Here is a 22,658-nt window from a genome sequence, read left to right as displayed (position 1 = left end):
TGAACATCTAGTCCTGGAAGTTATAATAAAAAAAAGTGATAGCCAGAAAGGATATCACTCTTATGTTTTTATCTTGAGGCTACTTTTTTATTGTTTCTATAATCGGTAACAATAACGATATTTTTAAACCTCCCTCAACTGAACGACCCGCTTCTACTTGTCCTCCAGTGACTAGCATCGCTTCCTTTACAATGGCGAGCCCCAAACCATAACCCCCAGATTGTTTATCTCGTGCACCCTCTATGCGCGTGAACGGATCAAAGATATGTTTTAAATGTTGCTCAGGGATCCCATCACCATCATCTGAAACCGATACAACAACATAAGACTGATCCGCGTTATTTCTTATACTGGTATGAATGATAATATTGGCTTCACTTCCAGCATATTTAATCGCATTACCTATTAAATTTTTAATTGCTCGTACTAATAATCGCGTATCGGTCTGAACCATTGGCAGTGCTCTATCAATATCTTTAATGATCGATTGGCCATGCGCTTTTAGCTGTAAACATTGTTCAACCGTTGAATCACAAAAAGTTTGGACGTCGACAGGAATAAGCTTGATATTCGCTTTTGCATTTTCAAATTGACTAAATTCAAGGATTTCTGTGACGAGTTCATTCATCTCTTCTGATTCTTGCTCTAACCGATCCACTAAATGCAAATGTTCAGATGAGGTACGCTTTCGGATTAAATGCAATGATAAATTATGTCTAGCCAAAGGCGTTCGAAGTTCATGAGAAACATCACGAATTAAACGCCGTTGTTTCTCTGTTAGCAATTGTATTTGATTTGCCATGTTATCGAAATCTGTCGCTAATTCATTAAACTCTTTTACTTTCTCTCCCATAACATGAGCGACACGCACTGAAAAGTCACCATTAGCTAAAGAACGACTCGCGTGTCTTAAAGTATCTAATGGTCGCTGCAAATAGCGTGCGATAATTAATGAAAACATTAAGGTGATCAGAATCGCAATCACTACCTGTATTAAACCAAAATACAAAGAAAAATTTTTGGCCGGGTGTAATTCATGAGGTAACTGAACCACCAATTTATTACCATTTTTTAGAGGTATCGTAAAAATGGGTTGATTAACACGAGAATCTAAAATTGAATTCAATGGTCGAGCATATTTAAGTTTAAACTTAAAATGAGGATGCATTATTCGGGTACTTATCTCTTTGTTATCACTGTAAAGTACAAAAGCATAATATTTTTGTTTACTCTCCCACTCAGCAAGTCGCTGCGGATCACCGTTTTCAGCTAAAGGTTCAACTTCTGCTGCCATCTTCAAAATGTCTTGCTGAACCTGTTGCGGGACATGTAACAATGTTTTGACTAAAGCGACCTCTGCTAAATTCTGAAGCCCTAATATGACCAGTAAGCCTACGGTAAAATAAGAAAAAAGTCGGAAAACTAAGCTTTGCTTATGCAAAGGAAGTCGATGCTTTCCTTGTATCACTTTAGAAACATTCACTTGTTTATACTCCTAAACACTTGCTTCTCTTTTTATCTATAGTAACTAGCAATTCAGCCTATCCTAGTCACAAAAAACACGTCACAGATAGACGATACTGTATTTTTACATGACAATAGTTATGGCGTTTATTTCTTAGCATTTTACTCATTTAACATTATGCTTCTTAACTCTATTCATCACAGCAAAAGGAAGTTCTATGATGAAGACCATTATTTGTTTACTGACATTATTATTAGTCGGTTGTTCATCAGGTTTACAAGTCTCTGTTCCTGATTCTGTTTATGAGAATAACCAAACCACAGGTTATCTTGTTGGTACTCTGGGTGCTAATACCGAATGGCCGAAAACAGGTAAAAATCTGCTCACAACGATTAACATTCGCCCTCTAAGTAGCAATAAATTGAGTATTGGAGAGGGTAATATTATTACGATCACCAATAACAATGAAGATGGACATTTTGAGGATTCAACAATTAGCGGTCATTTGTTTAATATTGAGTTACCTGTAGGACAATACGAAATTTTCAGTATTCAACTTGAAGGGTCAGATGGTAATAAAACGCTGATATCCAAAAACATAGGTAAAATGGATGTTACATTTTCAATTACTGCCAACCAAGCCAGCTATATTGGACAGTTTCTTGCCGTTAGCCGTATAGCGAAAAGTGAACTTTGGAATCTTGAGTATCCAAGTGGCTATGGCTATTTACAGCATAGTTATGATCAACAACGTGATGAAACATTATTTTCTCAGCAGTACCCTAAGCTGCAAGCGACCCCTTTTAATCTTGAATTACTCACTTTTAGCGATAATCGTGTATTAAAGAATTAATGATGGCTCTATTATCTAAGCCGAAAAATAAGACGATCGAGTATCGTCTTATTTTTTATATTTGAAGAAAACGCATTACTCCGAAACACATGAAGAGTAACTATACCCTCTCCCACGCACTGTTTTAATGTGCTGTTTAGACATTCCTGCTAACACCATTTTACGACGTATATTACTGATATGCATATCAAGGTTACGATCAAACGGGCTAAGCTCTTTCTTCAAAACATCTTTTTGTAATGTGGCTTTTGAGACGACAATATCGTTATTCTTAATTAAGTATTTAAGTAAATCGAGCTCTGTACCAGTTAACGGTAAGCGAGAAAGCTGACTTTCTAATTCCACCGATGTTGAGGGCAAACAATGGCGCTGGCGCTCTAGTCCCACTCTTCGTAAGATTGCCGATATACGTACTAGCAATTCATCAACTTTAAATGGTTTAACCAAGAACTGATCAGCGCCAGCCTGCAAACCATCAAGCATCGTTGCTTCATCTCCTAGTGCTGTAAGCATAAGGATTGGCGTTGCAAAACGCTGACAAATACGGCGAGCAACCTGCATACCGTCAAGTGTGGGTAACATTACATCCAGCAATATCAGATCGACACCTGTTGATTGAAGGTATGTTAACGCAGATTCACCACAATGAACGCAACTAACTTCATGACCTTCATCTTCGAGAACTTCAGTTAATAACACACATAATTGTACGTCATCATCAACCACTAATATCTTAGACACAATACAACACCTAAACACAATGAATGTGCATATTAATCACCTGCTAAACAGATAACAATAGCTATAACATCTATCCTATTAAGAAAAATTAAGAACTTACCGCTACAAACAAAAAAACGATGCTCTATCTCTAGAGCATCGCTTTTAATACGCTTATCTGATTATTCTTGGCAAATTAAGCTTGCAACTTTTGCTTCTCTTTGTGGCACATACCATGAATCTAACCCCGCCTGAACTAACTGTGTAGCTTGTTCTGGTGTCATTGTACCATTTAACACAGCAACACTGGTTTGGTCGATTTGAGCCTCAAAACTCTGTTTACCTCGAGATAAAATCTGCGCAGCACTTCGAATAGTAGAATCACACTCATTACGCCATCCCATCATTTCTTTCGCTATCGGGTTTTCAACTTCAAAGAAATGGTTAGATAATGAGAAGAAACCAGGAATAGAGTTAGTCAATAACTCAGCATACTCCGCCGTTGTCATCCATTCTAGTAACGCTTTTGCCGCTGGATTATTCTGTGCTTTAGTATTTAACCCTATACCAATATCAGTATGATCGCTGAAATAACATTCATCACCGCGATTTTCTACTGGAGGTGGAAATACGCCAAAATCTAGCTGGCCTGTAAAGGTGCTAATATCCCAAGAGCCCGCAGGATAAATAGCCGCCTTCCCTGTTTTGAACAATTCAATGGAATCGGCATATTTACGTGTCTGATAACCATTGCCTAAAAACTTATTCCAATTCGCTAATTCCTGAAATACTTGTCGGTATTTTGGTGAATCAAAACGCTCAGTGCCATTAATCAACCCTAATCGTCCATCTTCGCCTTTCCAGTAATTAGGGCCTATATTTTGAAAGCCCATCGTACTGGCTTCCCATTTATCATTCGTGCCTATTGCTAAAGGCACATACTGACCACTGTTTTTAATCATATTCAACACATGATTAAACTCAGCCGTTGTTTTAGGTACACTTAAATCGAGTTTTTTAAATGCATCTTTATTGTAGAAAAAACCATGGATTACAGAGGCCATAGGCAAACAGAAGGTCTGTGCTCCTGAATCAGTTTGCCAAGGGCTTAATGCAAAGCTCGGGAAGTTCTCCATCCCAGCCATTTCTGTAATATCGCTAAGGTGCCCCTGCGTAAACAGCTTTAACGAACCATCAAATGGACGACAGGCAATCAAGTCGCCAGCATTACCATTGGCAAGATTGGTATTCAAATCATCAAGAAATGAGGTCAACCCTTCTGGTGAGCGATAGGTGATTTTAATATTCGGGTAATGCTTATTAAATGCTGGAATGATTTTATCTTTCCAAATCGCATCATCTTGTCGCCAAGAATCAACCAATACAGTACCTTTTAATGAGGAATCATACTGTTGTGCAGTTACCGATAGTGGTGAAAGACCAGCTAACGCGATACCACTAATAACAAGACTGCGACATAAGGTTGATTGAACCTTTGTATAAAAAGGGGAAGCCATTCTCTGTTTCATATTTATACCTTAAATCGTTCAATCAATTGACGTTGTTCTGCAGCTAGTTTAGATAGCGACTCACTACTATTTGCAGACTCACGCGCTTCTGACTCTGCGTTGTAAGCAACACTCGCAATCCCATTAATATGCTCAGCAACATCTTGACTCACTGAAATTTGCTCTTCGGTTGCATGAGCAACTTGCTCTGCCATTTCAAGAATAACGCGCATACGATCAGCTATCGTTTGTAGTGTTTCATCTGTCAAACGTGTTTGTTCAACACATTGCTCCGTTTGTTTATGACTTCTCGCCATGACCTTAGTTACCATTTCAGCGCTGTGCTGAAGGTTATCGATCATCTCATTTATTTCTTCTGTTGATTGTTGAGTTCGATTTGCTAAAGCACGGACTTCATCAGCAACGACAGCAAAACCACGCCCTTGCTCACCCGCACGTGCTGCCTCAATCGCCGCGTTAAGTGCCAATAAATTCGTTTGCTCAGCAATGCCGCGGATAACATCTAAGATACTACCTATATTCACCGTAAAGCTTTCTAATTTGCGTGTGATATCAACCGCTTCAGTAATATCAATCGATAGTTGCTCTGTGATGTTTCGACTATTAAATACTAAGTCTCGCCCTTGTTGCGCAGCCTGATTTACTTCATTGACTTCATTCACAGTCAGATCTGATGAACGTGAAATTTCTTTCGCACTGACTTCTAATTCAGAAATAGCAGCGGCTACTTGATCTGTACGTTGTTTTTGATCTTCAACACGGCTCATCGCCTGTTCACTTGTAGCAGCGGTTTTATTTGCCTCTGTTACTAGTTGTAAAGAGCCATCGTTAATTTTGGTGAGAATATCAGCCATACTTTCAGACAGTTGGTCGATTGAGCGAGACAGCGCACCAAATTCACACTGAGATTGGTAATTAGTACGTTGAGTCATATCACCCGCTGTCATCTTACGTAATACCGCATTAATACGTGCTAATGGCGTGTGGATACTTTTTGCCGTAGTAAAGGCAATAATTAAAGCAATAACACCTGAAACCAAACAGGCAATAATAATACTGTACGTCGCTTGGTTGGCTGCAGCATCAGCAGCATTTCGACTATTATATGCATTGCTACTCGCATACTGCATATAATCATTAAGTGCTGTTTGAGTAATAACAACTTGCTGATTAGACTGTTGATTCAAAGCTGACAGTTGACTTTCTAGCTGGTTATTCTCAGCCATAACCGCCAGTAATCCTGTTTTACCCAATGCTAAATCATGGACGCGTTGTAAATTACGCGCATAACGCGCTTTCACATCTTCAGGTACATTAATGCGCTCTAAACCTTGTTTTGCTAATTCAATATCTTTAGCAAGGACTTGGCTTAGTTTTTCAAAGTTAGTATTTTTATTAGCACGACGGACATTTTTTAAGTCACGACTAATACCACTGGTAATAAGTTCAGCTCGATTGCTTAAAGAACGTTTTACACTCGCACGTTGAAGTAATAAATTCGCAGACCATTGATAAGTATCTTCTAATCGAAGAAACGACAAATTAAGCTCTGTCAATCGGTCATTAACAGCAATCCATTGATTATGCGCATTAATTGTTTTTTGTGATAATTCAAAAAATTTATCAGCAGCAGCAAGTGCCGTTGATAGCTTTAGTCTCGCTTCCTCATCAACAGCATATTGCAATGCTTGTTGTTTTGCAGTGTTAAATTCACGTTGAGCCTGTAATACCGCCTCTTTTCGCTCATTTAATAAGTTCGATGATTGAGTCGTACGGTAATCAACAACTGATAGCTGATTTTCACGTAAGCTCGCGAGTAATTGACTTGCCGATGTAACCATAGGTGTCGACACCTCAGTGACATCAGTAAGGCGATCATGGATTCGACTGGTATTGATATAACTAATACTTCCAACTACGGCAATAAGAATAAACATTATTATAAAGCCGACAATGGTGCGCTGTACTATTGATAATGACATAACATGCTTCTATTTATGATTAAATCACGCCGCAGCTGATTAAATAAGATAAGTATGAATATACTTATTTCGCGGTTCTAAATAAAAAGTTAACAACAGAATCAATATCAAGATCACACTTTATTATTTAAATAGTGATAAAGGTATTTATTATTTTTAATAAAATCCCGTTTAAATTCCAATTTGGTATTAAATGACAGTATTTTTAAATTTAAAAATAACTAATGCGATGTACCTCATATAAATACTTTTAATTTTTAGTTATCTCACTTAATTAAACTTGGCGTATATGCAACAATGTATTTTTATAATTCAAAGATTGATGATAAGAGATAATTTCATGAAACTGTCTATCTATTATTCAGAATCAACCGATCCAAGCTTCAATCAAGCGATTGAAGAAACATTACTGAAACAAGCGAATGGCAACAATATTATTGCTTTTTTATGGCAAAATCAGCGCTCTGTTAATATAGGAAAAGACCAAAATCCTTGGCGTGTATGTAAGCCGAAGCTACTTCGTCGTGAAAATATTAACATTGTCAGGCGTCATACAATTGGCGGTGCTATCTATCAAGATTTAACACACACAAATATTGCGTTAATTGGCCCTACTCATTATTTAACACAATGCTTAATTGAAAAAATATTAATAGGTACATTTGAGCCATTGAAAATAGATATCGCAGTCTCTGACAATCTTGAATGCTTAGTTGAAAATAGAAAAATTTCTAATACTGCGCTATCAGTCTCTGAAGAATATTTATTTTTTCATACTACTTTAAGAGTAAATACCTCTCTTGCTGATATATCAAAGTACATGAACAGTCGTTATTCTATTCTCAATCATCAAAACCTTGAACGATCTTATACCTCTATTAACCAACATATTCGTCCATTAGAACATAATGAATTATGTCATTACATTAGTGACAGTATTCAAAAAACACTAAAGCTTGATGTCGAAAATACGGTTATTGTAAATAACCAGCATCCCGATTGGTTCGAATTTAGTACAAATTTTTATCGTCTGAAAAGTTGGGATTGGAATTACGGTCAATCACCTAGTTTTATTGAATCATTAGAAACTGAATTTTCATGGGGACACGTAGAACTGAAATTGAATGTTGATGCTGGAGTGATCACCAAAGTCTACTATGATGCGCCTACCCAATACCACAATATGATGAATGACCTAAGTCAAGCGGCAATTGGTTATCCATTTAATGCCAAATCTGTTATATCCATTGTCTGTGGCTTATTGCTCACGCATTCAGAAGATTATGATGAGTTGATGGCACTTTCTGAATGGCTACAACAAGAAATTGCATAAGAGTAAAGATGCTAACTTTTAAGGAAAAATTTAGTTTTATGTCTATATATTGAACTAAATCAATTGGACATCAATTACACTATTTTTATCATTAACAACTTCTTGACTTTAGCAGAGGCGGCACCAAATCTAGCCTATCTGCTTTTCCCACAGACTTATACACAGCTTCTGTGGATAATAGGGACTATTTGTTTCTCCTTACGATACGTATTCCATGGGTATTTTTATAACAAGAATGACTTATACAAATGAAAATTAAACAATAAGAATCATAAGGTTAAATAAAAAAAATGAAATTATTAACTCTAAATAGTTATTAATTTCACTTTATTTATGACATAAAAATACTGTGAATAAATCGTTTTAATTACTCATAATTCAACACAACTTTTGATAAATTTATGCTAAGTAATTTCATCAATATCATTCATAAAAAACCACCAGCTTGTACTGATGGTTTGTGTAAATTAATAGTGAGTCATTTAGCTCTTTTTACGCCTTAAGTAAGTCATCATTCCAAGTAACGTAAGCGATAAAGCACCGATATGGCCGCCACTTCCACCATCATCTTCAGTGATATTACAGTTATTAGCAGAAATACTGTCATTACAGTTCATTTCTGCGTCTGCCTTTTCTTTGGCTAAAAATTCAGGCAATGTGATTGCTTGTTCTGGTACAACAGCAACAGACTCATTGATCCAGTCATAATAAGTTCCCACACGGGTATAAAACGTTGGTCGTGTAAGTGATCCACATTGAGGCTCACCAGCTGAACCTCCGCTCACAATACCAATTTGTACCCAGTTGCTATTATTATCTTGGGTTAATAGTGGTCCGCCACTATCGCCAAAACAAGCATCAGGACCGAGCAAATCAGGGCCTTCAAGTTTACGCGCTGGCAACGTACAAAGTTTAGTTGTATTTGATGGGCTATCAATAAAAATACCGGCAGGATCTTGAGACTCAAAACGTTCATAACATTTATCAATTGGGAAACTTGCTAACATTGTTTCTAGCAAGGTATCTGAAGTATCACCTTCATAAGCTAAGCTATTTTCTTCCGCCGTCTCTTCATCTTCTGACGTTGATATTGCTTCTGTTACCCCCCACCCTTGGACTTTGACATTTTCAGGAAGATTTTTCTCGTTCCACTCTGCCTTTAATTTATCATCAAGCTCCACGGCTAAGCTGGTTGACGCTAGCGTAACTTTACCAACACCATCAAAATCACGGTTTACACGTATAAGCGCGACATCATTATCTAATGCAGTATTAATAATCTCGGTTTCAAGATCAACGCCGTTATCTGTTGAAACTTGAAGTAAAATAAGAGGGTTATAATCAGGATGAACAACAACATGAGTCGCTGAATAAATATCTTTAATATTTGCTGATGCATTATCAACAAGGCCTGTGGTAACGGTTATATCGGATGGTGCTACCACTGCCAAGCCTGATGCTCCAGCTCCTCCGCCACCAACAACGCAGTGAGCTGCAGTGACTAACCAGCGATCATTTAAAACGGTGGCACCACAAAAATGTGATTCATTTGCTTTATTCATACGCAGCGACGCCATGAAATTATCTTCAGTTGCAACCGCGACTTCATCACCACCAATAATATAAGGAACGAGTTTTTGCTGTTCTGTTTGAGCGTAGACAGAACTACTTACCCCTAAAGCAATGCAGACACTCAAAGAATGAGCTAATTTGTTCACCATCATTAAATCCTTTTAAAATACAGCTAATTTAATGATACCGAATACTCTTCATTGCTTGCTTAGAAAGATAAACGAGTTGCGACAGGCTTCTTTTTTCTATGTAACTTGTTCTAACAAACATAGAAAATATTAAATCAAGTCCACAGCAACTCGTTTCAATAGTTATTAGCTACGCTTTCTTCGTAACCAGCCCATTGCCAGTAATGACATCATTAAACCTGCACCAACAGAACCGCCACCACCACCGTTATCGCTATTATCTTTAAGTATTGGTGTTTTCTCTGCAATTACGTTATTAATCCAGTCATCGTAAGCACCTACACGGGTATAGACATCAGGTGAATCAGTTCCACATGGCGGTAGACCAAAACTGGTAATTCCTAATTGAACAGTTTCTCCTGCAGTACTTTGATAATAAAGAGGCCCCCCACTATCTCCAAAACATACCCCCATAAGATCATCCTTCTCAAATGTGCACATCTTTAATGTATCTGCAGGGCTAGAGAACCAATTTTCTCCCGGTGATTGCAAATAACATTGGCTCATTGGTAAATAACTGAGATTTACTTCCATCAAAACATCAGATCCACCTTCATTATTCGTTGCTGTACGCCCCCACCCTTGAGCCAGTAACTTACCATCTTCTTCACTTAACGCAGTTTCAATTTCAAAGGCTTCTTGCTCTGTAGGTAAAGAAACAATCTTCGCCGTGTCTATGTTTCTAGATACAGCTATTAAAGCAATATCGTAAGCAAATTTAGTGTTATTTTTACTATCAAGGCTACCATCCTCATTTTTTAAAGGTTCAGGTAAATAATCTGGATGCACAATAACTTCAACAGCCTGATAAGTATTGTCCGGCTCAAAATCAGAACGCCCTGTTACACCTGCATAAATTTTAATATTTTCTGTAGGTATCGTTTGCAATGAGGCATTTTGCGGGCCCGTTCTTATACAGTGTGCTGCGGTTAATACCCAACGTTTAGCAATTAAACTTCCAGTACATTCCCAAGTCCCAGCTTGAATATACACAGTTGATAACTCTTCAGGATTTGTTTGAACCTGATTACCACCAATAATATATGCACTAATATCACTTTCTGATGCTGTTGCAGTGAGAGGAAAAGACAGTATTCCCGCAATAGCTAGCCCAAACGTTGTCATTTTATTCATACAAGCCTTCTTAATTATTTTCCTTTTAATTAGGCTTATAAAGTAACAAATTATGACCAAACGAGCAGAAGTAAGAAGTAAAAAAGTGACACCATTCATAACCTGAAATAATAATATCTATTACTTAAAGCAGCAATTTTAGCAATCATGCCCATTAAATAAATACGACATCGTAAACATAACTTTGGCTTTGGTTAAAAAGGTTAAAATCTGATTACTTTTTAGTTGTCTCTTGGATAATTTCCTATGATATTTTTCTTCCTTTGGACACTAAACAGTCTGATGTACTATATATTTCGTGATCTCACGCTTGTTTTCTTCCCTTATGATTATTTGATGTGCATAATGTGCCCACAATCACTCTATGGACAATTCCCATGACTATCGAACAAGCTTTAAAAGATCGTAGCGAATCAAAATGTGAACTATGTTCTTCTGAAAATAACCTAGCTGTATACGCAGTTCCAGCGTCTGAAGATAAGAGCGCAGGCTGTAGTGTATACCTTTGTGATACTTGCCGTGGTCAGCTTGAAGCTCCAGAGACAACAGATGAAAACCACTGGCGTTGCCTAAACGACTCTATGTGGAGTCAAGTTCCAGCTGTACAAGTAATGGCTTACCGTCAACTTAAGCGTCTATCTTCAAAAACTGACTGGGCAATGGACCTAGTTGACATGATGTACCTAGAAGATGATGTTAAAGAATGGGCAGATAAAGGCCTTGTTGAAGAAGAACAAGCTTCTGTTCCAACACTTGATGCAAACGGCGCCAAGCTACAAGCTGGTGACAACGTAACAATCATCAAAGACCTTCCAGTTAAAGGTTCTAGCATGGTAATTAAGCGTGGTACTCCGGTACGTAACATCAGCCTAACTGATAACCCTCTTCATATCCAAGGTCGTGCAGACGGCGTTCAAATGGTTATCATTGCGGCATACACTAAGAAATAATTTTTAGTTTCGCTGAACATAGATAAAAGAAAGCCCTTAGCATTCTCATCGTTAAGGGCTTTTTATTATCTCGTTATTTATATCCAACAAAGATCTTTTATTTAGATTTCTTGATAACAACCGTATTGGCTAATTTATCATGCCATCCTTGTTTTCGTTTATCCCAGCCAACGGCAAGTAAGCCTATTCCTAAAGGGATTGCTGATAAATAACGAATAATAAATTGCTTAACCGTCGGTTTATCCCCTGTTGTCGCATCAACAATGATCGATTTTATTGCCATTTTCCCTGGTGTCGCTGATTTGTATAACCAAAAAAGCATCACGCCAATAAATGGCAGACCATAATTAACGAGTAAGCTCGCAGGATCAAAAGTAGCGCTCGACCCAGTCGAGAAGAAATCACCGTATAAACTGTACAATAATGGTGCCGTGACTAATGAAACAACCAATGTATCAACAATCGTCGCGACTACACGTTGCCAAAAGCCCACATAAATTACGTTATTAGTAATGCAATCAGTCATACTTTCCAAACTTTCGATTAACAATAAAGTTAATCATGCGTTTACCTAATGATGAATACGGTGAATATAATAGCTTCAATGCTGAAAAAGACGCTTGATACATTACAGGGCGCATCTTCGATAAACGTTCAAAGCCTTCTTTTCCATGATAATGACCTATCCCACTATGGCCGGAACCACCAAAGGGTAAATCATCTTGCGCCACATGTAACATTACATCATTAATTGTGACGCCACCTGAACGCGTCTGCTGAATAACCTTTTGTTGTATATCTTTATTGTTAGAAAAGAGATATAGAGCCAGTGGCCTATCACCTTTATTTATTGATGATATAACCTGCTCTATCGACTGATAGCCAAGGATGGGTAAAATAGGACCAAAAATCTCACGCTGCATGACTTGCATACTCTCATCCACTCCAATAACAAGGTGGAGTGGGAATTTACGCGAGTTCATATCAGGAGATGAATTGGGGATCAAGTTATAAATATCGGCCCCTTTCGCTTTTGCATCTTCTAAAGTCGTCACTAATCGTTCAAAGGACTGACTATCAATAATTGATGTGTAATCTTGGTGGTTAATATCGACAAAGCGCTTAGCTATAATCTTTTTTGCTTTTGTTACAACTTCTGGTAACAAAGCCTCAGGAACATACAGGTAATCTGGCGCTACACATGTTTGACCACTATTATACGTTTTTCCGCCTAAAATTCGCTCTAATGCCTTATTGAGATCATAATCATCAGCAATAATGGCTGGCGATTTCCCTCCAAGCTCCAAGGTCACTGGTACAAGGTTTTTCGCCGCATTTGCCATTACAGCTTTGCCCGTTGCACTTGAGCCCGTAAAGACTAAATGATCAAACGGTAATGCTGAAAATGCTTTACCTGTGTTGCCTTCTTCTGCAATAAAGCGAACCTTTTCTAACGAAAATGTATCTGTAAATAACTGTTGTAGCAATCGACAGAGCTCTGGGGAGTTTTCAGACATCTTCACCATCACTGAATTACCCGCAGCAATCGCGGCAACCAAAGGCGCAATAGCTAAAAATAAGGGATAGTTCCATGGCACTATAATACCAACAACGCCAACAGGTTGAGGTATCACTCTATTTTTAGCAGGTTGAAACCATATCGAGGTATGACGTTTTTGTACTCTCATCCAACGAGACAGATTTTTTTGTGTATATTTAATACATTCAATGCTGGTAAATATTTCAAGCAATGCTGTTTCTGAAGCCGAACGCTGACCAAAGTCCTGTGCAATCGCATGACAAATAGCATGTTGATTCTGCGTAATTAATAATGAGATCTTATCTAAATCGGTTAATCTTTCTTGTAAATCAGGCATTGGACATTGTAAAAATGCCTGTTTTTGTTGTGTTATATATTGATCTAACTGCTCATTCATCCGTATTACTCTCATCACAGAATCAAATTAAAACAAGGCTAAAATGTTATATGTATTGTAAGCATATCGTAAACACAGATCTTTATACTCTAATTCGTTAGCTTATGGTAATGAATCAATACAATACGTTACATAGATATACGCACCATGCTCTATTTTAGACTACCCTCAATTACAAAGGGGATAAGTTGAAGGTTTTAGATATGTCAGTACCTATTTTATATACACTACGACAATGTCCTTACGCCATTAGAGCAAGGTTGAGTCTGGCACTTGCTGAACTTGAATTTGAGCAACGTGATATTGATTTAAGGCGAAAGCCTGCCGAAATGTTAGACATAACACAGAAAGGAACGGTACCTTTACTAGTATTAGAAAATGGTGACTATATTGATGAAAGTTTAGAAATCATGATCTGGTCTTTGAACAAAAATGATCCTCATAATTTACTGTTAACTCATGCCCCCCACTTCTTTGCTGAGATGCTTAGCCTTATAGCAAGAAATGATCATAAGTACATATTAGCTTTAGATCACTATAAATCCGATGCTCGCCATTATAATCCAGAAGTAACAATCTATCGTAAACTTTGTGAATCATTTCTATCTGATCTCGAAAGCCGTCTGTCTAATCACAAGTATTTAATGACAGATACATTGAGCTTAGCTGATTACGCCATATTGCCTTTTATACGACAATTTTCGCATGTTGAACGTCAATGGTTTAGACAAGCCGATTATCCAAATATAAAGCAATGGTTAAGCAGTCTTTATCAAGAGCCTATCTTTTCACAAGCAATGAAAAAGTATCCATTATGGGATAATAGTAGAAGCACAGTTACCAATTAATACAATGACTTCACCATGACAAATTAGTGAATTAGTGGTGAATTTTACGAAGCGAATGTCAGCGCTGTGTTAATAACCATACTAACAATAATAGCTTAATAGTTATGAAATATTCCTTATTCAAATTAGCTTAAGGTTAATCAATAACCTGAGTTTTAATAAGGAATTATTATGGTAAACGATAGTCGTCGCTCATTTATAAAAAAGTCTGCCGTTGTTGGCGCAGGGGCTGCAGCAATAAGTACAACCCCAAATGTGTTTGCAAGTATTGAAAAGGCACTTTCAATCCCTGCGAACCGCAAGCACGGTAGTATCAAAGATGTTGAGCATGTCGTTATTTTAATGCAAGAAAACCGCTCCTTTGATCATTACTTTGGCACAATGACAGGTGTTCGAGGCTTTGCAGACCGCTTCCCGTTAAGGCAACCTAATGGGGATTTTGTTTGGAATCAGCATAACTCTAATCCAGACGAAGAAAGTACATTTAAAAAGACATTATTACCTTGGTATTTTAATACCAGCAAAAATATTGGCTACGAATTTTTTGCAGGTACTCCCCATCTTTTTAATAATGCACAATATGCAAATGCACACGGTAAAATGGACCAATGGCTACCGAATAAAACCGATAGAACAATGGGTTATTTTACAGAAAAAGAAGTCCCTTTTCAGTTTGCTCTCGCGAATGCGTTTACCTTATGTGAAGCTTATTATTGCTCAACACAAACAGGTACTAATCCTAACCGTGTCGTCCACTGGTCTGGTACAAATGATCCTCACGCAAAGAAAAATGGGCCTGTTATTAATAATAATCATGAAAACTTTGATAGCCCAGATGAAATCGAAAACGGTTATAAATGGACAACCTATCCTGAGAGGCTTCAACAAGCGGGTATATCGTGGCGTTTAGTGCAGAATATTAACAATAACTACACAGACAACCCCCTTGCTGGTTTTAAAACCTTTAGAGATGCGCATTATAATAATCCATCAGCGCCTTTCTACTTAAATGGTATAGGAACAGAAACTCAAGCTTCTATCGAAACATTCAAAGCACTTTATAACAGTGATGAAGGCTTACCTAAAGTTACTTGGATTGTAACTGAGGATGAATTCTCCGAGCATCCGGGTTGCTCGACGCCAACATTAGGCGCAGCCTATACATCTGAAGTCTTGGATATACTCACTTCAGATCCTAGCGTTTGGGCTAAAACCGTATTCATTGTTAATTTCGATGAGAATGATGGCTTATTTGACCATATGCCACCACCGTCGGTTCCTCACAAAACACCTGATAACAAGGTGTACGGTAAGTCAAATATCAATACCCATAATGAATATTATTATGATACCGATTATTCAAAAACGGAGGAAAATGTCGATAATTTTGTAAATAACGCTTCACATGGATTAGGACCACGAGTGCCTTGTTACGTAATATCGCCATGGAGTATTGGCGGGAATATTAACTCACAGGTGTTTGATCATACTTCTGTGTTGCGCTTCTTAGAAAAAGTAACAGGCGTTGAAGAGCCAAATATCTCGACCTGGCGTCGTGAAATTTGTGGCGACCTCACCTCTTGTTTTGATTTTGAAAAGCGGAGTCACACAATTGATTTTCCACAGGGTAAATCAGAATTTGAAGCCCTTCAGTTAAAAGCGGCAGCAGAAAAAGAGCATCAGAAACATCTGCCTAAACCTGGTCATGAACATGAATATGGATACGATGAGTCAGGAAAAAGAACCAAACCACAAATGAGTTTAATTGGTTTACCCGTGGTTACACAAAATGGTTCTCGCCCATCTTGCCAGCTTCCATATGCGCCTAAAGTAGATATTAAATTTAAATCTGATGCCGTAATGTTTGAGTTCGCTAACCAAGGCAAACAAGGCATCGTATATCAAACCTATAACTACCTTGCCCATAATGAGCCCCAGCAAGACAAATTTCTCGCTCCAGAAAATAGCCCATATGATATGACCATGCCACGTCAATACAGTGTAGCGTCAAAAGGAGCCAATAAGCTTGAACCTGCAGTTTCAGATAAATGGACAATTGGTGATCATAGAGACTTTGATTTAATGACCTTTGGTCCCAATGGCTTCATTCGTCGAGTAAAAGGTTTTACATCTGAGCATAGAGAGATGCCAATTGTTTCAATCGTTCACAGAGAGTCAAGAGCAGGTCATGCTACCCCTCACCTATCGTTTAAAATTGAAAATCGCTCTAAACAAACTCAAATCATTACAATAACAGATAATATTTACGGCAAAGATCCTGTGGAAGTTAAGATAAAGGCGGGGAAAGTAGAACATATCGCTTATAAAACCTGTAAACACTGTTGGTATGATTTATCAATAACAGCAGATAATTGTAAATATTTCTCATTACAAGCAGCAGGACGTATTGAGATGAATCACAAACACAACTTTCAAGCTGTTACAGATCCTGAGATGGGTAACTTTTCTTGCGATAGTGAGCTAAATAGCTTACGGAGTTAATATTTGAAATAGAAACCAGACAAGTTATTGTCTTCATTACCTTGTCTGGTTTTTCTAATTACTGATTACGGCTTAAGAAATATTCATCCTGTAAGATATACATTCGCTTAATATCACAGTACTTACCATTAATGAAAATTTCTTTCACTAGATGGCCTTCCTCTACAAAACCACATTCTTCATACAAGTGGATCGCTTTTTCATTCGCAACCGATACATGCAAATATACTTTATGTAGATTAAGAATCGTAAACGCATAGTTTAGCGCACGATTAATTAAAGTACGCGCATAACCATTACCCTGAAATTCAGGCGCAATAATAATCTGAAATTCCGCTGTACGGTGGATATTGTTAATTTCAACCAGTTCAACAAGACCAATTGACTCTTCATCTTCATTTTCAACAATAAAGCGACGCTCAGTACTATCATGAATGTGTTTACGATATAGCTCTTCAAGCTCTGCAAACGATTCATAAGGCTCTTCAAACCAGTACGCCATAATCGTGCGGTTGTTATTTAATTGATGAATAAAGCGAAGATCAGTTTTCTCTAGTGCACGCAGACGAATAGCATTGCTCATTTATCTATACCCTTGATAGTAATGAAGCAGTAAATACAGAAGACTTACTACTAATACAGAAAAAATACCACTTTACATCACAAAAAAAAAAGAAAACTTGTAACAAGATATTCGACGAAGCATGCCAATGCTTAGTAAGCTAAAACGGTGTCACTATTTCTGTTATTAAATCTAGGAAGCAGCTTACTTTCGATGCGACATGTTTACGTGTTGGATAGAGCGCATAAACATCAATTTCAGGGAAAATGTAATCATCAAATAATAGCGTTAATTCACCTGATTGTAGTTGTGCCTCTATATAAAATTCAGGTACACGGATAATACCCAATCCATTATCAACCAGTGCTAGTGACATTTCCGTACTATTACTCAATACGCGTTGTTGTACTTCGACTAGTGTTTTGTTTCCTGCTTTATCTCGGTATTCCCAGACATTGAATTTTTTCAAATTAGTATAACAAAAGCAGCTATGAGCGGATAATTCCGAAGGATGTTGTGGGTAACCATAGACTTTTAAGTATTGTTTTGATGCCACTGTGCAAATTCTGCTGCTATAAATACGCTTACAAATCAAACTCGAGTCATCTAATTTAGCAGTAGCGCGGATAACTAAATCATAACCGTCGGCAATCACATCAATAGGCTTATCACTCATATCTAGATCGAGCGTAACTTCAGGGTATCGAGATAAATATGTTGTGAAAACATCGGCTAAATACTGTTTACCAAACCAGACAGGGCAACTAACTTTTAACGTTCCTTTTGGCTCAACGGTACTTTGTGTTATTTCCGCAACGGCTTGCTCTGCATCACTAATCAGTTGTACACACTCTTGATAATAAGTCTTCCCTTCAGGAGTTAAAGCAATGCTCCTTGTGGTGCGATTAAGGAGTCGAACCCCTAAGCGACTTTCAAGTTTGGCGATTTCTTTACTTACATAAGAATTAGAGTGTCCAGTAGCTTCGGCAGCGGCACCAAAACCGCCGCACTTCACTACTTGAACAAACACAGTGATACCATCAAACAATCGATTATTAGCCATATGGAATCTATCTAATCACTTTTAGCCTATTAATTACATTTGAACTCTAATATACACTCTGTACAAAGGTTAACAACGGTATGTTGTTAAAAGACTTATCGATGAGGATTTAAAAATGAAACTACTTGCTTTTGCGGCATCTAACAGCCAACACTCTATCAACCATGCATTAGTGACATATGCGGCATCACAAGCTAATGCTGATGACGTTGAAATTTTAGACCTTAATGATTTTGAAATGGCGATTTACAGTATCGATCGTGAAAATAACTCAGGCATTCCAGAACAAGCACAAATCTTTTTCGATAAGATTGGCCAAGCGGATGCTATTTTAATTTCATTTGCAGAATATAACGGTTCATATACATCGGCTTATAAGAATGTTTTCGATTGGACCTCACGTATAGATCAAAAGGTATTCCAAAATAAACCAGTGATCATGCTAGCTACTTCTCCGGGTCCTGGTGGCGCTGCGAGTGTATTAAATAGTGCTGTTACGTCTGCACCTTATTTTGACGCCAAGGTGGTAGGATCATTATCTATACCTAGTTTCTATGAAAACTTTGATTTAGAAAAAAACACATTAATTAACGATGATTTAAACCAGCAATTAACAGTGCTAATTAATAAGTTAGAACGTTAACAGCCTACAAAAATAAAATTAAGTTGATGGTTTTTCATAATCAAATCACTTTACATACGAGAGTGGCAACAGTCGCACAACTCACGAATACTCACTCTAATTAGCTTCATGATAAATTATAAGGTTGCTGTATCTAAATATTAAATATAGCAATCTTCTTTTCACTGCCATTATTCAGTTTTCACCATCACACTTGACGCTTTACTCACAAAACTGAACAGCCCTCCTCCTAAATCCTGTTATAGTTTAGATAAACGGTTAAAAAGTAGGCAGATTACACGTAAAATATATCTACCGAACAATACATCATAAAAAATAGATCCTTATTAGTATGTCGTAACTTGCTATTTTCTTTATAAAAACATGCTTTTTCGATAATATTGTTCACATTTAAACGTTTAAAACGTGAAATTCGTATAATCTTGTATCATGCTTAAAGAGCAGTAGCGTTAAAGGAGTACGCTTATGAGCACAAGGTTATGCGAAACTGCCAGCCTAGAACTCGAAGTTCAAAGTGCTGTGCAGCAAATCCTAACCACTATGGCATTAAATCCGTCATCTAATAGCCATAGTGCAAAAAAAAATGCGTGTATCTTTCAAAATAAGATCACTTACACGCTCTATCTACTTCTGCAATCATTTCAAGGAGCGTCTCTTAATACCATCAGCAAACAATGCCATTATGGATTTAGTGCCAACTTTCAGAATTTTGATCAAATAAGTCAGGAATTGACTGAGGTTATTCGTCAATCACAACAAGACTTTGCTATTAAAGCGGCGAACAGGCGTGGAACACTGACCCACATCACTCAGAAAGAAACAACTGATTTGGTTAAAAATACATTTAATACTGAATGTGAAATGGTCATGTCTGCTTTATCTATTCAACAAATCACATCACTCATTAACGCATTTACAACACAAGAGGATATAACAAAAAGTCTCGACCTTGTATTTAGTCGAGTTATTGTGAATCAAGATATTGATAAAGGCTTTCAACTATCAAAGCAAGCGACATATAAACTTGTCGAACAAGTTTCACACTCGATTACTGGAGAACTTTGTCGACTTATTTTAACGCAACATATAAGTCAACTACACCAAGAGGATTTTGAGTTATACTTACAGACGGTCAGAACGCTTGCTGAGCATTTTATCAGCCAATCTTATTTACTCAATGCCCCTTTTCTAATAGATAAGACCGATTTCGATAATTTAGAATAGCTTCAAGTAGCAGGATTATTCCTGCTACTTATCAATGATAAGTATCTTGAACATTACTTAATCACACGTATGATCGAAAAATCCTATTACTCTTATATAAAAGCAATCCTTTCTTATGCCTACATTGTTACGTTTTATAGAAATACACTGGAAAGTTATTACTTTACTAACGCTAATGATAATTACAGTTTTATCACTATTACCTCAACCCAGCTTACCCCAAGTACCAGGAACAGATAAAACACATCACTTTATCGCTTATAGCGCATTAATTTTTGCTATTGGCCTAAAAATGCCTAAATATTGGTTTTGGTTATTTGTCGGGTGTATTACATGGAGCGGAGTAATTGAATTAATCCAGCCTTATGTTAATCGCTATGGCGAATGGCTAGATTTAGCTGCAAATACCGGAGGATTAATCACAGGCTTTATTCTTTCTCGTATTTGTTACAAGCTATTTTTATCAAAGTAACCATAAGTTTTCACATTAATGATGGCAGTTAATTATCATATATATCTTCCACATAGAACAGAATGAGGTCTGTAAAGTTAACGTCAAACATGCTGGCAATATTTTATTTATTCACATGTTTTTAAACTACTTCTTTCCGATAACGAACAGAGGTAATAAAAATAATGGCATACAATATTGGCAGAGCGGTTTATTACCCTGCCCTAAATATTTTCAAGATAATCAGAAAATCATCCTTGAGTTTCATGATGTGAAAGTTCTAAATTTCCTTATCAAAGACACCTAAGATTAAAGGTGCGATTACCGAACAAAATATAAAAATAGAACACAATGCGTATAACGCAATAACCACAAAAAAGGTGGTAGATATAACCACTTACTCGTCTTCGAGTATAATAGAATCGTTCAGTGCACTGCCGATAACAACGTCAACTTTAGTGTTAATAGTTCTGTATTAAACGACATATCAAAAACAACGCATAAAAATGCCCTGTCTGATACTTATCAAGTAATATTAATCAAGGAAAAGGGAAACAGCTTTATTACAATGCAAATATTGGCGTTTTGAGGTAAAAAAGCAGAACAAATTAGTTATTTACACTCATCTAACTTATATACGTGACACCGCACACATAAATGGGCAAAAAAACAACAGTTAGATGTGCAAAATTTATAAGTTTATATGATTTGTACTAAATATAAGATTGCTATTTTTAAAATAAACGCACTAGTAATAAAATAAATTGAATTTAAATCAATAGATTAAGTTAATATTACAGAATACTCTGTAGCAGGTGCGATCTATACCAACACTCAATTATCTTGTATTACAAATAAAATCCTAGCACTATTCACGATCTATTTTGATAATTGGAAATGTGTAACGACTACGTACCTTAAATTGAATAAGACAAATTTTACACGTCCATAGTCTTTACAACATTTTAAAAAATGTATTTTGAATCAACAACAAAACAATTAAAACGCTATACTAAAACAGTTTGGGGAAAAACAATGAATCCTGAAGATAAACAATTTGCCGTTATTGGTCTTGGCAGATTTGGTATGTCACTTTGTCAAGAACTTAGCGAGCGTGGCGCTCAAGTACTTGCTATCGATCTTGATGAAACTTGTGTGCGTAAAGCGGCAGATGTCGCAACTCAAGCTGTTGTTGCTGATTGTTCAAATGAAGCCACCATTTCTGAGCTAAAATTGGACGATTATGATCTTGTTATGGTATCAATTGGTGAAGATGTTAATGCCAGTATTCTTACTACTCTTCTTTTAAAAGAGGCGGGAGTGAAAACAGTTTGGGTTAAAGCAAAGGATACACCTCATAGCAAAATCTTATCTAAAATTGGCGCAGATAAGATCATCCGTCCAGAACGTGATATGGGGATTCGTATAGCTCGCAATATGTTAGATAAACGTATTTTTGAGTTCTCTGAACTAGGAAGTGGTATTTCACTCGCAGAAGTGGTCGTTACAGCAAAAAATATGGGACGTAAAATATATGAACACCCATGTGGTGCTCATAAAGAAACCCAAGTATTAGCACTTAAACGTGGCCCTGAAGTACGTAAAGCTCCTGATCCAAGCACTGAATTACAAGTAGGCGATATTTTAATTATCACAGGACCTGAAAAAATATTAACTGAGACTTTAAGAAAGCTATGAGTTT

At 37.1% G+C, this 22,658-nt stretch carries 19 protein-coding genes; 9 read left to right on the top strand and 10 right to left on the bottom strand.

The window, feature by feature from the left end:
- Window positions 1-79: 79 nt before the first annotated feature.
- Window positions 80-1,483, bottom strand: a complete 1,404-nt coding sequence (locus C9J45_RS05010) for a sensor histidine kinase (protein ID WP_107206958.1) — start codon at window positions 1,481-1,483, stop codon at window positions 80-82.
- Between the two features lie 199 nt (window positions 1,484-1,682).
- Between C9J45_RS05010 and C9J45_RS05005 the strand changes: the two genes are divergently transcribed.
- Window positions 1,683-2,318, top strand: coding sequence for a hypothetical protein (locus C9J45_RS05005; RefSeq protein WP_233217635.1), 636 nt, complete (start codon window positions 1,683-1,685; stop codon window positions 2,316-2,318).
- A gap of 75 nt (window positions 2,319-2,393) precedes the next feature.
- On the opposite strand, the gene C9J45_RS05000 is transcribed toward C9J45_RS05005, so the two are convergent.
- From C9J45_RS05000 to C9J45_RS04990, 3 genes are all read right to left on the bottom strand, one after another.
- Window positions 2,394-3,059: a response regulator transcription factor gene (locus tag C9J45_RS05000; protein ID WP_107206957.1), complete on the bottom strand. Its 666-nt coding sequence runs from the start codon at window positions 3,057-3,059 to the stop codon at window positions 2,394-2,396.
- A gap of 161 nt (window positions 3,060-3,220) precedes the next feature.
- On the bottom strand, window positions 3,221-4,567 hold the full coding sequence (locus C9J45_RS04995; protein ID WP_107247931.1) for an ABC transporter substrate-binding protein: 1,347 nt from the start codon (window positions 4,565-4,567) through the stop codon (window positions 3,221-3,223).
- Between the two features lie 2 nt (window positions 4,568-4,569).
- On the bottom strand, window positions 4,570-6,549 hold the full coding sequence (locus C9J45_RS04990; protein ID WP_107206955.1) for a methyl-accepting chemotaxis protein: 1,980 nt from the start codon (window positions 6,547-6,549) through the stop codon (window positions 4,570-4,572).
- 340 nt (window positions 6,550-6,889) lie between these two features.
- On the opposite strand from C9J45_RS04990, the gene C9J45_RS04985 reads away from it, so the two are divergent.
- Entirely contained in the window at window positions 6,890-7,882 is a 993-nt protein-coding gene (locus tag C9J45_RS04985) for a lipoate protein ligase C-terminal domain-containing protein (RefSeq protein WP_107206954.1), read from the top strand.
- A gap of 482 nt (window positions 7,883-8,364) precedes the next feature.
- Here C9J45_RS04985 and C9J45_RS04980 read toward each other — a convergent pair whose 3' ends face one another.
- The gene (locus C9J45_RS04980) at window positions 8,365-9,603 is read right to left on the bottom strand and encodes a trypsin-like serine protease (RefSeq protein WP_107261397.1); all 1,239 of its coding nucleotides are present in this window, start codon (window positions 9,601-9,603) and stop codon (window positions 8,365-8,367) included.
- A 165-nt stretch (window positions 9,604-9,768) separates the two neighbouring features.
- Entirely contained in the window at window positions 9,769-10,776 is a 1,008-nt protein-coding gene (locus C9J45_RS04975; RefSeq protein ID WP_107206952.1) for a trypsin-like serine protease, read from the bottom strand.
- A gap of 377 nt (window positions 10,777-11,153) precedes the next feature.
- On the opposite strand from C9J45_RS04975, the gene C9J45_RS04970 reads away from it, so the two are divergent.
- The gene (locus tag C9J45_RS04970) at window positions 11,154-11,726 is read left to right on the top strand and encodes an alkylphosphonate utilization protein (protein WP_107206951.1); all 573 of its coding nucleotides are present in this window, start codon (window positions 11,154-11,156) and stop codon (window positions 11,724-11,726) included.
- Window positions 11,727-11,823: 97 nt separating this feature from the next.
- Here the strand turns inward: C9J45_RS04970 and C9J45_RS04965 are convergent, their stop codons facing one another.
- Window positions 11,824-12,252, bottom strand: coding sequence for an RDD family protein (locus C9J45_RS04965; protein ID WP_107206950.1), 429 nt, complete (start codon window positions 12,250-12,252; stop codon window positions 11,824-11,826).
- Window positions 12,245-13,663, bottom strand: coding sequence for a coniferyl aldehyde dehydrogenase (locus C9J45_RS04960; RefSeq protein ID WP_107206949.1), 1,419 nt, complete (start codon window positions 13,661-13,663; stop codon window positions 12,245-12,247). The genes C9J45_RS04965 and C9J45_RS04960 overlap by 8 nt, the downstream gene beginning before the upstream one ends.
- 203 nt (window positions 13,664-13,866) lie before the next feature.
- On the opposite strand from C9J45_RS04960, the gene C9J45_RS04955 reads away from it, so the two are divergent.
- Window positions 13,867-14,511 (top strand): glutathione S-transferase, encoded by a 645-nt coding sequence (locus C9J45_RS04955; RefSeq protein ID WP_107206948.1) that lies wholly within the window; start codon window positions 13,867-13,869, stop codon window positions 14,509-14,511.
- 171 nt (window positions 14,512-14,682) lie between these two features.
- Window positions 14,683-17,013, top strand: coding sequence for a phosphocholine-specific phospholipase C (locus C9J45_RS04950; RefSeq protein WP_107261388.1), 2,331 nt, complete (start codon window positions 14,683-14,685; stop codon window positions 17,011-17,013).
- A 58-nt stretch (window positions 17,014-17,071) separates the two neighbouring features.
- Here C9J45_RS04950 and speG read toward each other — a convergent pair whose 3' ends face one another.
- Both speG and C9J45_RS04940 read right to left on the bottom strand, forming a co-directional pair.
- Window positions 17,072-17,596 (bottom strand): spermidine N1-acetyltransferase, encoded by a 525-nt coding sequence (gene speG, locus C9J45_RS04945; RefSeq protein ID WP_107206946.1) that lies wholly within the window; start codon window positions 17,594-17,596, stop codon window positions 17,072-17,074.
- Between the two features lie 139 nt (window positions 17,597-17,735).
- Window positions 17,736-18,638, bottom strand: a complete 903-nt coding sequence (locus C9J45_RS04940) for a LysR family transcriptional regulator (protein WP_107206945.1) — start codon at window positions 18,636-18,638, stop codon at window positions 17,736-17,738.
- A 115-nt stretch (window positions 18,639-18,753) separates the two neighbouring features.
- On the opposite strand from C9J45_RS04940, the gene C9J45_RS04935 reads away from it, so the two are divergent.
- From C9J45_RS04935 to C9J45_RS04920, 4 genes are all read left to right on the top strand, one after another.
- On the top strand, window positions 18,754-19,281 hold the full coding sequence (locus C9J45_RS04935; protein ID WP_107292241.1) for an NADPH-dependent FMN reductase: 528 nt from the start codon (window positions 18,754-18,756) through the stop codon (window positions 19,279-19,281).
- Between the two features lie 465 nt (window positions 19,282-19,746).
- On the top strand, window positions 19,747-20,505 hold the full coding sequence (locus C9J45_RS04930) for a hypothetical protein (RefSeq protein ID WP_107292240.1): 759 nt from the start codon (window positions 19,747-19,749) through the stop codon (window positions 20,503-20,505).
- A gap of 175 nt (window positions 20,506-20,680) precedes the next feature.
- The gene (locus C9J45_RS04925; RefSeq protein WP_233217634.1) at window positions 20,681-20,977 is read left to right on the top strand and encodes a VanZ family protein; all 297 of its coding nucleotides are present in this window, start codon (window positions 20,681-20,683) and stop codon (window positions 20,975-20,977) included.
- 1,014 nt (window positions 20,978-21,991) lie between these two features.
- On the top strand, window positions 21,992-22,654 hold the full coding sequence (locus C9J45_RS04920; RefSeq protein WP_158259293.1) for a TrkA family potassium uptake protein: 663 nt from the start codon (window positions 21,992-21,994) through the stop codon (window positions 22,652-22,654).
- Window positions 22,655-22,658: the final 4 nt, after the last annotated feature.

This window comes from Photobacterium sp. GB-1, from assembly GCF_003026165.1.
Taxonomy (GTDB): domain Bacteria; phylum Pseudomonadota; class Gammaproteobacteria; order Enterobacterales; family Vibrionaceae; genus Photobacterium.
Note: the sequence above shows the minus strand (reverse complement) of the source record. Positions and strands in the feature narration are given on the sequence as shown.